10 protein-coding genes are annotated in these 12,899 nt (G+C 72.0%); 4 read left to right on the plus strand and 6 right to left on the minus strand.

What is annotated here, in order from left to right; all coding sequences use genetic code 11:
- The first annotated feature begins 54 nt into the window (after window positions 1–54).
- Complete coding sequence (locus LCH29_RS40720; protein WP_446466732.1) at window positions 55–1,158, plus strand: Clp protease N-terminal domain-containing protein; 1,104 nt, start codon at window positions 55–57, stop codon at window positions 1,156–1,158.
- 54 nt (window positions 1,159–1,212) lie between these two features.
- Here LCH29_RS40720 and pyk read toward each other — a convergent pair whose 3' ends face one another.
- The 3 genes from pyk to pta all read right to left on the minus strand — a co-directional run bounded on the left by pyk (window position 1,213) and on the right by pta (window position 5,998).
- The gene (gene pyk / locus LCH29_RS40725) at window positions 1,213–2,640 is read right to left on the minus strand and encodes a pyruvate kinase (RefSeq protein WP_446466723.1); all 1,428 of its coding nucleotides are present in this window, start codon (window positions 2,638–2,640) and stop codon (window positions 1,213–1,215) included.
- 66 nt (window positions 2,641–2,706) lie between these two features.
- Complete coding sequence (locus LCH29_RS40730; RefSeq protein WP_446466724.1) at window positions 2,707–3,852, minus strand: acetate kinase; 1,146 nt, start codon at window positions 3,850–3,852, stop codon at window positions 2,707–2,709.
- Between the two features lie 49 nt (window positions 3,853–3,901).
- Complete coding sequence (gene pta / locus LCH29_RS40735; protein WP_446466725.1) at window positions 3,902–5,998, minus strand: phosphate acetyltransferase; 2,097 nt, start codon at window positions 5,996–5,998, stop codon at window positions 3,902–3,904.
- 198 nt (window positions 5,999–6,196) lie between these two features.
- On the opposite strand from pta, the gene LCH29_RS40740 reads away from it, so the two are divergent.
- From LCH29_RS40740 to LCH29_RS40750, 3 genes are all read left to right on the plus strand, one after another.
- Window positions 6,197–7,222: an ATP-dependent 6-phosphofructokinase gene (locus LCH29_RS40740; protein ID WP_179936834.1), complete on the plus strand. Its 1,026-nt coding sequence runs from the start codon at window positions 6,197–6,199 to the stop codon at window positions 7,220–7,222.
- Between the two features lie 63 nt (window positions 7,223–7,285).
- Window positions 7,286–8,569: a hypothetical protein gene (locus tag LCH29_RS40745; protein WP_446466726.1), complete on the plus strand. Its 1,284-nt coding sequence runs from the start codon at window positions 7,286–7,288 to the stop codon at window positions 8,567–8,569.
- Window positions 8,560–9,684 carry a hypothetical protein gene (locus tag LCH29_RS40750; protein ID WP_446466727.1) on the plus strand — a complete coding sequence of 375 codons (1,125 nt, stop codon included), beginning with the start codon at window positions 8,560–8,562 and terminating at the stop codon, window positions 9,682–9,684. The genes LCH29_RS40745 and LCH29_RS40750 overlap by 10 nt, the downstream gene beginning before the upstream one ends.
- 6 nt (window positions 9,685–9,690) lie before the next feature.
- Here the strand turns inward: LCH29_RS40750 and LCH29_RS40755 are convergent, their stop codons facing one another.
- From LCH29_RS40755 to LCH29_RS40765, 3 genes are all read right to left on the minus strand, one after another.
- A complete protein-coding gene (locus LCH29_RS40755; protein WP_446466728.1) occupies window positions 9,691–10,587 on the minus strand; it encodes a carbohydrate ABC transporter permease in 897 nt (298 codons plus the stop codon).
- 130 nt (window positions 10,588–10,717) lie between these two features.
- Window positions 10,718–12,115 (minus strand): LCP family protein, encoded by a 1,398-nt coding sequence (locus LCH29_RS40760; RefSeq protein ID WP_446466729.1) that lies wholly within the window; start codon window positions 12,113–12,115, stop codon window positions 10,718–10,720.
- A gap of 86 nt (window positions 12,116–12,201) precedes the next feature.
- On the minus strand, window positions 12,202–12,899 hold a 698-nt coding region (locus tag LCH29_RS40765), incomplete at its 5' end, for a glycosyltransferase (protein WP_446466730.1).

Consider the following 12,899-nt stretch of genomic DNA (forward strand, 5'->3'; position numbering starts at 1 on the left):
GCCTCGGGGAACGAATTCCTCCAGCGGTTCACCGACCGGGCGCGCCAGGCCCTGATGGCGGGCCAGGAGTCCGCACGGAAGCTCAACCACAACCACCTGGGGACCGAGCACATCCTGCTGGGCCTGTTCGCGGTGGAGGGCGTCGCCGCCACCGCTCTGCACAACCTCGGCATCTCGCAGGACGCGGTCCGCGAGCAACTGCTCAGGACCGCCGGTTTCGGTACGAAGCCACCGACCGGTTCCATACCGTTCACGGTCCGGGCCAAGAAGGCGCTGGAGATGGCGCTGAAGGACGCCTTGACGCTGGGCCACAACTACATCGGTACGGAGCATCTGCTGCTGGGCCTGATGCGGGAGAGCGAGGGTGCCGGGGCGCAGCTCCTGCGCGGGTTCGCCGCTCAGCATCAGGTGCGGGACGAGGTCATCCGTATCCTCAACGCGCCCGCACCGGCCCCGGAGCCGCCGCCCGTGGTCGTCGGCCGCGAACCGGAGATCCAGCGCATCATGCAGATCCTGATGCGCAAGTCCCGTAACAACGCCCTGCTGGTGGGGGAGCCGGGCACCGGGCGCACGTCGATCGTCTCGGGGCTGGCCCAGCGCATCGCCCAGGGCGGCGTACCGGCCGGTCTGGCCGAGGTGCGGCTGCGGGCCGTCGACGCCACCATGGCGGTGGCGGAGGACCCGGACCGCACGGTGCTGTTCCTGGACGATGTCCGACCGGGCGACGCCGATGCGCTGCGCGCGCTCGGGCGGGGGAGGCCGCGGGTCATCGCCGTCACCGACCCGGGGACCTATGACGCCCTCCGGGACGTCGGCGCGTACTTCCAGGTGGTCCCGGTCGGTGAACCCACCCACGGTGAGGCCGTCGGCATCCTGAAGCAGCTGCGCCGCGAGTACGAGGCCCACCACCAGGTCACCATCACCGACGACGCCCTCGACGCCGCCGTCACCCTGTCCGCGCGGCACATCACCGACCGCGTGCTGCCGGGGAAGGCGGTGGAGGTCCTGGACGAGGCGGGGGCCAGGGTGCGGATGACCGACGGGACCGCGCGGACCGTGGACGCACGCCACATCGCGGAGCTGTTCGCGGACCGGACGGCGGACCGGGCCGCGGACGGGCCGTCCGTCGACGACCGCTCCATCTGGGCCATGAGCTGAGCGGCCGGGCCCCGAAGGGACCCGGCCGCTCAGTCGTTCAGCAGGTGTCGGCGGTTACTGGTTCTCGCCGCCCAAGTGGTGCACCCGCACCATGTTGGTCGTGCCGGGGACGCCGGGGGGCGAGCCCGCCGTCATGATCATGATGTCGCCCGCGCTGTAGCGGCCCAGCTTCGACAGCTCGGCGTCCACGAGGTCCACCATCGCGTCGGTGTGCTCCACGTACGGCACCACGAAGGACTCCACGCCCCAGCTCAGCGTCAGCTGGTTGCGGGTCCCCGGGTCCGTGGTGAACGCCACGATCGGCTGCTGGGCGCGGTAGCGGGAGAGCCGCCGCGCGGTGTCGCCGGACTGGGTGAAGGCGACCAGGGACTTGGCGCCCAGGAAGTCGGCGATCTCGCACGCCGCACGGGCCACCGAACCGCCCTGGGTCCGCGGCTTCTTGCCGGGCACCAGCGGCTGGAGGCCGCGCGAGAGCAGCTCCTCCTCGGCGGCCTGGACGATGCGGGACATCACCTTGACGGTCTCGATCGGGTAGGAGCCGACCGACGACTCGGCGGAGAGCATGACCGCGTCCGCGCCGTCCAGGATCGCGTTGGCGACGTCGGACGCCTCGGCGCGGGTCGGCCGGGAGTTGTCGATCATCGACTCCATCATCTGGGTCGCCACGATGACCGGCTTGGCGTTGCGGCGGCACAGCTCGATGAGCCGCTTCTGGACCATCGGGACCTTCTCCAGCGGGTATTCCACCGCCAGGTCGCCGCGGGCCACCATGACGCCGTCGAACGCCGCGACGACGTCCGCCATGTTGGCGACCGCCTGCGGCTTCTCGACCTTGGCGATCACCGGCACCCGGCGGCCCACCTCGTCCATGATCCGGTGGACGTCGCGGACGTCGGCCGCGTCCCGGACGAAGGACAGCGCGACCATGTCGCAGCCCATCGTCAGCGCGAACCGCAGGTCGTCGATGTCCTTCTCGGACAGGGCGGGCACGTTGACCGCCGCGCCCGGCAGGTTGATCCCCTTGTGGTCGGAGATCACCCCGCCCTCGATGACGATCGTCCGGACCCGGGGGCCCTCGACGGCGGTGACCCGCAGCTCGACGTTGCCGTCGTTGATCAGGATCTGGTCGCCCTTGGAGACGTCCCCCGGCAGTCCCTTGTAGGTGGTGCCGCAGATCGTCCGGTCGCCCTCGACGTCCTCGGTGGTGATGATGAACTCGTCGCCGCGGACCAGCTCCACCGGGCCGTCCGCGAAGGTCTCCAGCCGGATCTTGGGGCCCTGAAGGTCGGCGAGGACGCCGACCGCGTGCCCTGTCTCCTCGGATGCCTTGCGAACGCGGTGGTAGCGCTCCTCGTGCTCCGGGTGGCTTCCGTGGCTCATGTTGAAGCGGGCCACGTTCATCCCGGCCTCGATCAGCGACTTGAGCTGGTCGTAGGAGTCGACGGCGGGGCCCAGCGTGCAGACGATTTTGGAACGGCGCATGAGGCTGATCCTATCGGTTTGTTTCGGAGCGGAATATTTCTGAGCGAGTCGAAGCCGAACCGAAGGCTAGTCGCTGGCCAGATCGAACGTCTGGCTCGCGATCTCCAGCTCCTCGTCGGTCGGCACCACCGCAACCGCGACCCGGCTGCTCCCGGCCGAGATCAGCCGCGCCGCGGAGCCGCGCACGGCGTTGCGCACCGCGTCCACCTCGATGCCGAACGCGGGCAGATCGCGCAGCGCGGCCTCCCGCACCGCCGCCGAGTTCTCCCCGACGCCGGCCGTGAACGCGATGGCGTCCAGCCGCCCCAGCACCGCGGTGTACGCGCCCACGTACTTCCGCAGCCGGTGGATGTAGATGTCGAACGCGAGCTGCGCGGCCTCGTCGCCCTCGGCCATCCGGCGGCCGATCTCGCGCATGTCGTTGTCCCCGCACAGCCCGATCAGCCCGCTGCGCTTGTTGAGCAGGGTGTCGATCTCGTCCGTCGACATCCCGCCCACCCGGGACAGATGGAAGATCGCCGCCGGGTCGAGGTCACCGGAGCGGGTGCCCATGACCAGGCCCTCCAGCGGGGTCAGCCCCATGGAGGTGTCCACGCACACACCGCCGCGCACGGCGGAGGCGCTGGCGCCGTTGCCCAGGTGCAGCACGATCGTGTTCAGCTCGGCGACGTCCTTGCCCAGCAGCTTCGCGGTCGCCCGCGAGACGTACGCGTGCGAGGTGCCGTGGAATCCGTACCGCCGCACCCCGAACCGGTCGGCGGTCCCGGTGTCGATCGCGTACCGGGCCGCCGACTCCGGCATCGTGGAGTGGAACGCGGTGTCGAAGACCGCGACCTGCGGCAGGTCCGGGCGCAGCGCCCGGGCCACCTTGATCCCGGTGACGTTCGCCGGGTTGTGCAGCGGGGCCAGCGGGACCAGCTTCTCGATCTCCTCGACCACCTCGTCGGTGATCAGGGTGGGCTCGGTGAACCGGGTGCCGCCGTGCACCACCCGGTGGCCGATCGCCGCCAGCTCGGGCGAGTCGAGCCCCAGGCCCTGGTCCGACAGCTCCTCGGCGACCTGCTTGAGCGCGGCCGTGTGGTCGGCGACGGGGCCTTCCCCGATCCGCTCCACCAGGCCGGAGGAGAGCCGGGCGCCGTCCGCCATGTCCAGCAGCTGGTACTTGACGGACGAGGAGCCGGAGTTGAGGACGAGGACGCGGGTGCCGTTCACGCGGTCTGCACTTTCTGTAGCGGGGCTGTCGGGGCTGCCGGGGCCGGGGTCACCCGGCCGCCGGGGTGGTCGGGGGCGTCTGGGACTGGGCCTGGATCGCGGTGATCGAGACGGTGTTCACGATGTCCTGCACGAGTGCCCCGCGGGACAGGTCGTTCACCGGCTTGCGCAGACCCTGGAGCACCGGGCCGACCGCGACGGCGCCCGCCGAGCGCTGCACGGCCTTGTAGGTGTTGTTGCCGGTGTTGAGGTCCGGGAAGATCAGCACGGTGGCCTTGCCCGCCACCTCGGAGTCCGGCAGCTTGGTCGCCGCGACCGCCGCGTCCACCGCGGCGTCGTACTGGATCGGGCCCTCGACCAGCAGGTCCGGGCGGCGCTCGCGCACCAGGTCGGTCGCCTTGCGCACCTTGTCGACATCCGCGCCGGAGCCGGAGGTGCCGGTGGAGTACGACAGCATCGCGATCCGCGGCTCCACCCCGAACCGGGCGGCCGTGGTCGCCGACTGGATGGCGATATCGGCCAGCTGCTCGGCGTCCGGGTCCGGGTTGACGGCGCAGTCGCCGTACACCAGCACCCGGTCGGCCAGGCACATGAAGAAGACGGACGAGACGATCTGCGCGCCCGGCGCGGTCTTGATGATGTCGAACGCGGGCCGGATGGTGGCCGCGGTGGAGTGCACCGCACCCGAGACCATGCCGTCGGCCAGGCCCTCCTGGACCATGAGCGTGCCGAAGTACGAGACGTCGGCGACCACGTCGTACGCCAGCTCGTGGTCGACGCCCTTGTGAGCGCGCAGCTTCGCGTAGATCTCCGCGAAGCGCTCCCGCAGCGGCGAGGTCTGCGGGTCGACGATCTGCGCCTCGCCGATCTGGATGCCCAGTTCGGCGGCGCGCTTGCGGATCGTGTCCTCCTCGCCCAGCAGTGTGAGGTCGCACACATCGCGGCGCAGCAGCACGTCGGCGGCGCGCAGCACCCGCTCCTCGGTGCCCTCGGGCAGCACCACCCGGCGGCGTCCGGACCGGGACCGCTCGATCAGCTCGTGCTCGAACATCATCGGGGTGACCCGGCCGGAGCGGGCCACCGCGATGCGGTCGGTCAGCGCGGCGGTGTCCACGTGGCGCTCGAAGAGGCCGAGGGCGGTCTCGGCCTTGCGCGGCGCGCCCGCGTTCAGCTTGCCCTCGATGGCGAACAGCTCGGCGGCGGTCGGGAAGGAGCCGCCCGCCACCGCCGCCACGGGGGTGCCGGGGGCCAGCCGGGACGCCAGCGCCAGGATGTCGGGCCCGGGCCGCTCGTCCAGGGTGAGCAGCACCCCGGCGATCGCGGGGGCGCCCGCGCTGTGCGCGGCGAGCGAGCCGACGATCAGGTCCGCGCGGTCGCCGGGCGTCACCACGAGACAGCCCTCGGTGAGGGCGGGCAGGAAGTTGGGCAGCATCGCGCCGCCGAAGACGAAGTCCCGGACGTCCCGGGAGAGTCCGGCGTGATCGCCGAGCAGGACGTCGGCGCCGAGGGTGCGCACGATCTGGGAGACGGTGGGCGCCGACAGCGCCCCGTCCTCGGGGAGCACGTAGCCGGGCACCGGGAGCCGGGCGGCCAGCCGCTCGGCGATCTCCGCGCGGTCGCCCGGTACGGCCCGGTTGACGACGACGGCGACGACGTCGCAGCCCTGCGCCTCGTACGCGCGGTAGGCGTTGTGGGCCTCGGCGCCGACGGCCTCGGCGTGTCGGTCCTGGCCGCCGACGACGGTGATCACGGAGGCGCCGAACTCGTTGGCGAGCCGGGCGTTCAGCCCCAGCTCGTCCGGGAGGCTGGTGTCGGCGTAGTCGCTGCCCAGGACGAGGACGTACTCGTACGCGCGGGCCACCTCGTGGAAGCGGTCGACCAGGCGCGACACCAGCTCGTCGGAGCCCTCCTCGGCCTGGAGGGCGGCGGCCTCCTCGTAGCTCATGCCGCTCGCCGAGGTGGGCGGCTGGCTGAGCCGGTAGCGGGCCCGCAGCAGATCGAAGAGGCGGTCGGGGTCGTCGTGCACCAGGGGCCGGAAGACGCCGACCCGGTCGACATGGCGGGTCAGCAGCTCCATGACCCCCAGCTCGACGACCTGGCGGCCGTCACCCCGTTCGATCCCGGTCACGTACACGCTGCGCGTCACGCGTGCTCTCCGTTTCTTCGGCGTTTTCCTTACATGCATCCTTCGGACACAAATTGGCCGCTTTCGGTGGCCCAGTCCTCTTGACAATACCTTTGGCCATGATTAAGGCGCTCGGCAGCATGGGATACAGCACCACCCCGCCCATGAAACAATCGGACTGGCTCACATCTACCCGTAGGGAGCAGGAGACACAGCACGATGCGCATCGGAGTTCTCACCGCGGGCGGCGACTGCCCCGGCCTCAACGCTGTGATCCGGTCGGTGGTGCACCGTGCGGTCGCCGGCCACGGGGACGAGGTGATCGGGTTCGAGGACGGCTTCAAGGGACTCCTCGACGGCCGTCACCGCAAGCTCGACCTCGACGACGTGAGCGGCATCCTGGCCCGCGGCGGCACCATCCTCGGCTCCTCCCGCCTGGAGCGTGCCCGGCTGCGCGAGGCCTGTGAGACCTCCAAGGACCACGCCCGGGACTACGGCATAGACGTGCTGATCCCGATCGGCGGCGAGGGCACCCTGACCGCCGCCCGGATGCTGTCGGACGCGGGGCTGCCCATCGTCGGCGTCCCCAAGACCATCGACAACGACATCTCCTCCACCGACCGCACCTTCGGCTTCGACACCGCCGTCGGCGTCGCCACCGAGGCCATGGACCGCCTCAAGACCACCGCCGAGTCGCACCAGCGGGTCATGGTCGTCGAGGTCATGGGGCGGCACGCGGGCTGGATCGCCCTGGAGTCCGGCATGGCGGGCGGCGCCCACGGCATCTGCCTCCCGGAGCGGCCCTTCGAGGTCGACGGGCTGGTCAAGATGGTCGAGGAGCGCTTCGCGCGCGGCAAGAAGTTCGCGGTCATCTGCGTCGCCGAGGGCGCGCACCCCGCCGAGGGCGCGATGGACTACCAGAAGGGCGAGATCGACCAGTACGGGCACGAGCGGTTCGCCGGTATCGGCAACCGGCTCGCGGCCGAGCTGGAGCGGCGGCTCGGCAAGGAGGCCCGCCCGGTCATCCTCGGCCACGTGCAGCGCGGCGGCACGCCCACCGCGTACGACCGCGTGCTCGCCACCCGCTTCGGCTGGCACGCCGTCGAGGCCGCCCACCGCGGCGACTTCGGCATGATGACGGCGCTGCGCGGCACCGACATCTCCATGGTGCCGATCGCCGAGGCCGTCACCGAGCTGAAGACCGTCCCGGCGCACCGCATGGACGAGGCCGAGTCCGTCTTCTGAGGCACCAGGTCCCCGCCTGTTGGAGGGGGAGTCGATCAGGGGGACTAGGGAGATACCGGCGGGATGGGCGGGTTAACGGACCGTGTGTGGCTGCGCTACGCGATCCTCTTCGTACTGATCACGGCGCTGGTCACCGGTGCCGTCATCACGATCGGCGGCAAGGGCGGCGGCCATCTCGCCGCCAACCGCGACCAGTTACGGAGGGCCTGCGACGGCGCCCTGCCGTACGGCGACCTCGAACGGCTGGTGCGGGACGCCCGGCCCGGTGAGCTGAGACAGCACGGCACCATGCTCGCCCCCGGCCGGGAGAGCCGCTCCCTGCTCGACTGCTCGCTGTCCTGGGGCGGCGGCAACGCGGTCACCGTCCACGCCGAGGCGCTCGTCTCGGACGTGCCCCAGGGCATGGAGACCCGCCAGATCGTGAACCCGGGCCCCGGCGACACCTTCACGGCGCCCGGCACCACCGGCCGGTACGGCGCGCGGGGCGCCTGGCTGGTCGCCGACTGCCTGGGCGGACTGGACGGCCGGGTCCGGCCGACGACCGATCTGTACGTCACGGCCAAGGTCACCGACGGACGCGCCGGGGCCGACCGTACGACCGCGCTCACCGGCTTCCGCACCGCCGTTCACGTCGCCAACGCCATCACCAGGGCGCAGCGCTGCGGCGGGCCCCCGCTGGACCCGCCGTCCCAGGTCGTGGCCACCGCCCGGACCGCCGGGGAGCAGGGCGGGGGCGGCGCCACCGGCGCCGCATCGCGGCGCTGCGACTGGATCAGCCCGTCCTCGGTCCCCGGGCTCAGGGCCGGGGCGTGGACCACGCGCGGCGACGCACAGGACTCCACCTCCATGAGCGCCTGCACCGGCGACTGGGACCCGAACGCCCGGCGGAACGAGGGCGTGACGCCGCAGGACTGGCAGATCACCGGGGTCGAGGCGGCCAGTTGGGCGGGGATCCTGGGCCGGTCCGCGTACGACTCGTACGAACGCGAGGGCCATGTGCCCGGCTGGGGCGCGGACGAGGAGGACCGGCTCGCGAAGGCCGGGTCCCCCGACACCGACGCATCGGATGCGGTGGACCGCGTCCCCTCCTACCTCACCCATCCCCAACTCGCCCTGTGGGCCCGGTCGGTGTGCGGCGGCCGGGTCACCTACCACCGCGTCTCCGTCCTGCCCCGGCTGCACATACCCGACGGCGAGACGGTCCCGCTCGGCCCCGGGCAGCGCGCCGCGCTCGCCGAGACCGCGCACACGCTGCTGGCCCGCTACCTGGGCGCCGAGGGCGGCTGGCCGAAGGCGGCGGGCTGCCGCGACACGAAGGTGCTCGGGGAGGTGGAGGAGTGGCACTGACGACCGGGCCGCGCTCGCTGCTCACCCGGCGGCAGGCGCGGGGCATCGCGGCCGCCGCGCTCGCGCTGGCCGTCCTCACCGGCGTGATCGTCTGGTTCGCGGGCAGCGACGAGAGGGCGCTGGACGAGGCGTGCGGCGGGGCACTCGCGGCCGACGAGGTGCGCGCGGTGCTCGGCGACACCGGTGTGGACGTGACCAGCAGTACGAAGGGTGCCTTCGGCGGCGGCCGCGGCACCTCCCTCGACGTGCGCTGCCAGGTGACCGCCGAGGGCAGGGGACGGGTGGGCGTCACCATCTCCGGGGCGCCGCGCCCCCGCGCCGACTACGGGACCGGCGAGCTGTCCACCGCCGTCCCCGCCCGCGACACCCTCCCCGTGCCCGTGGGCCACGGCTGGTCCGGCCTCCTCGCCACCGACAACGCCCGCCAGGGCGACCCCGGGGACGGCAGGGCGACCGCGGCCGTGCTGCTCGACTGCGCCGGGAGCGGCCGCAGTCTGCTGATCACCGTCGAGACCACGCTCGGCGGCGCCACCCTGGACGACCCCGCCACCCGGCCCTCCTTCGTCCGCACCGCCACCGCCACCGCGCAACGGGCCGACGACCGCTGGGACTGCGGTGCCCGGCTGGGCAAGCAGGTCTATGACGTGGACCTGCCGGTGAACAAGGACGAGTACGAACCGCTGCTCGGCGCCACCGGCACCTGCGCGACCGTCCCCACCGCCGCCCGCTCCGCCGTGTCCACCGCCCGCGAGACCGCCCGGGCCCGCGCCCCGCGCGAGATCTGCGCCCTCGGCGCCCGCGACGGTTCGCCCCGCTACCGCCTGGACGCGTACTACGGGCCGTACGCGGAGGACGCCCGTGCCCAGTACACCCGCAACGACGGCGAGGACGTCACCCCCGCCGAGAAGCCCGCCGGGCGGCTCGGCCGGAGCGCGTACTGGGCCGGGGCGGACTGCCCGGACGGCGCCCCGCGCGCCCTGTACCTGATCCGCGCCGACGACGCCGACGGCGACGCCCGCGCCCGCCCCGACCTCGCCTACGAACGCGCGGCCCTGTCCGCCTTCGCCGCCCGCTCGGCCGAGGACCACGGTTGTGCTGAGCCGGTCACCCCGTGAGGACGCTCACCCCTTGACGGCGCCCCCGAGCGTGAAGCCGCCGCCCAGCCGCCGGGAGATGAGCACGTACAGCAGCAGCACGGGGGTGGAGTAGAGGATCGAGAACGCGGCCAACTGCCCGTAGACGATCTGCCCGTGGTTGCCGAAGAAGGTGAAGAGGGAGACGGACGCCGGGAGTTGTTCGGGGGAGAGCAGCAGCATGAAGGGGACGAAGAAGTTGCCCCACATCATGATGAAGCTGTAGATCGTCACGACCGTGATGCCCGGGCCCATCAGCGGCAGGATGACCCGCGTCAGGCTCTGCGCCCAGGACGCGCCGTCCGTCCAGGCCGCCTCCTCCAAGATCACCGGCACGCCGTCCATGAAGTTCTTCATCAGCCAGATCGCGAACGGCAGTTGCGAGGCGGCCAGGAAGAGCGCGGTGCCGGACATGGTGTCGATCAGGTCGACCTGGACGAAGAGCCCGTAGACCGGGACCATGATCGCGGTGATCGGCAGACACGTCGTGAACAGCACGGTCATCAGATACGGCCGCACCAGGCGGGAGCGGAACCGGGACAGCGGGTACGCGGCGAGCGCCGCGCACGCGACCGTCAGCGCGGTGGCGCCGCCGCACAGCACCAGGCTGTTGAGCATCGGCGTGAACGTGATCTCGTCCGTCCACACCGCCGAGAAGTTGTCGAGCGTCGGGGTGCCGGGCGCCGACACCCGTAACGTCGCGTCGCCGTCGACCGAGGCGAGCACCAGCCAGGCCAGCGGGAGGACGAAGGCCGCCGCGACGACCAGCAGCGCGGCGTCGGCCGCGAGCCGGCGGCGCAGCCGAGGCGACCAGAGGGGACGGGGCGGGCGGAGGCCGGGAGACCGGAGGGGACGGGACCGCGGGCGGGCGGAGAGCACGGACAACCTCGGACCTCCTCGCGCGCTTGCGAGCGCAGTCGATCGGCGCCGTCGATCAGCGTCCCGTCCATGAAACCGTTCGCCGCGCCGGGAGGGGAAGACGGCGGTGCCGCGGAAAAGCGGCACCGCCACCCGGCTATCGCACCGCCGCTGCCGGGCGGCCGGGCAGCGACGAGGGCACGCTCACCGGCTGGTCGTTCTGGAGCTGGCCGAAGAGCCGCTTCGCCTGCGCGGTGTCCCACTGCACGGCGCTGCCCTTGGACGTCTTCAGGTTGGTGTTGGACACCGGGACGTTGAGCTGCTTGCCCGTGCCCTGGGTGACCCCCTTCATCGCCTGGAACAGGGACATCAGGTTCTGGAGGTTCATCTTCTTGTCCACGATGAGCGTGTCGAGACCCGCGCTGACGGTCGGGAACGCCGCGAAGGGGTTGGCCAGCACGCCCGGTGTGGCGGCCTTCTTGGCGAGCGCGGCCAGGAACTTCTGCTGGTTCGCGGTGCGTCCCAGGTCGCCGTTGGCCTCCTGCTTGCGCTGCCGGACGAAGGAGAGCGCCTTGCCGCCGTCGAGGTTCTGGCAGCCCTTCTTCAGGTCCAGTCCTGACTTCTCGTCCTTGATGTCGCGGTCCACGCACATCCGCACGCCGCCGACCGCGTTGACGATGTCCACGAAGCCGCCGAAGCCGATCTCCGCGTAGTGGTTGATGTGAATTCCCGTGTTGCGCTCGATGGTCTGGACGAGGAGATCGGGACCGCCCCGCGAATAGGCCGCGTTGAGCTTGTTCTGCTCCTCGCCGTAGCGCCTGCCGGTGTCGGGGCGTACGTACGACGGCACCCTCACCCAGGAGTCGCGCGGCAGGCTCATCATCGTGGTGCCGTTGGCGCCGGTGTGCAGCACCATCATCGAGTCGGTGCGGCCGCCCTCGGCCGAGCCGGTGCTGAGGCTCTGCTTGTCCTGCGCGGACAGGCCCGCACGGCTGTCGGAGCCCACGATGAGGTAGTTGGTGCCCTTGCCGAGCGGCGGGCGGTTCACGGACTTGTCGAGGTCGACGTCGCGGTTCATCCGGGTGTCGACCCAGATGTAGGCGCTCCCGGTGGCGACCAGCAGCGCCGAGACCGTCACGATCGCCAGCCGGGTGAGGCGGCGGCGCCTGCTGAGCGGCTCCTTGGGGGCGCGCCGCCGTACGACCAGGGGCTCGGCGGCGTCCTCGTCCCGGAACAGGGGCCGCTGGTCGGGGACGTCCGGCCGCATCGGGCCGGGCCTGCCCGGGCCCCTGACACCGCCCGGGCCGCCGCTGACGCCCGGGGGACCGCCGCCCGGTACCCCGTTCCCGCCCGGCATCCCGGGGCTGCCCGGGGTCGGCGGCGGGGGCGGCGGCGGGTTGGGCGCGGGCGGTACGACGGGGAACGACTCGGTCGGGGCGTTGGCCGTCTCGTAGGCCTGGGCCGCCCCCGCCTGGCGCGTCGGCCCCTGCCGGAGGTAGGCCGCCGTGCCCTGCCGCTGCTCTCCCTCTGCCCGCCCTTCCCGCCTATCACTCATGGGGGCAGCCTCCCTTCGGGTGGAAACGTCCGTATGCCTGCGCCTGCTGACTACTGATACGGCTGCGGCCGCCCGTTGTCTCGACGTCAGGCTCTCTGGTACGCGGCAGGGTCGCCGATCGTTTCACCGGCCGTGCCCGAGCGCTGGATACGGTGCCACTTCAGCCGGGCGCCGAGCAGCAGGGCGACCACGGACTGGATGACCACCAGGTACATCAGCTGCCGGTAGACGAAGAGCTGGAACGGCAGCGACCACAGCGACCGCGTCCGCTCCCCGTCCAGCCGCAGCGCGTATCCGGCGCACACCGTCTGGATGCCGAGGTACGCGAGCCACACCCCGGCCGACTCGGTGGGGTTCTGGAAGAGGATCCCGTACAGCGCGAAGAGGTCGATCACGGGCGCGAGCAGCGGCAGCAGGACCTGGAAGAGGGTCAGGTACGTCAGCCCGCGGCGGCCGAACCGCCCCACCGAGCCCAGCTCGATCATGGCCCGGCGGTGCTTCCACATGGACTGGAGCGTGCCGTAACCCCAGCGGTAGCGCTGCCGCCACAGCTGGCGCAGCGAGGTGGGGACCTCGGTCCAGGCGACGGCCGTCTCCTCGTACACGACCTTCCAGCCGGCCCGCCACAGGGCCATGGTGAGGTCGGTGTCCTCGGCGAGGGTGTCCTCGCTGACCCCGCCGACCGCCAGCAGCGCGTCCCGGCGGAAGGCGCCGATGGCGCCGGGGACGGTGGGCATGCACTCCAGCACCTCGAACATCCGGCGGTCGAGGTTGAAACCGAAGA

This window comes from Streptomyces sp. BRA346 (assembly GCF_052851135.1).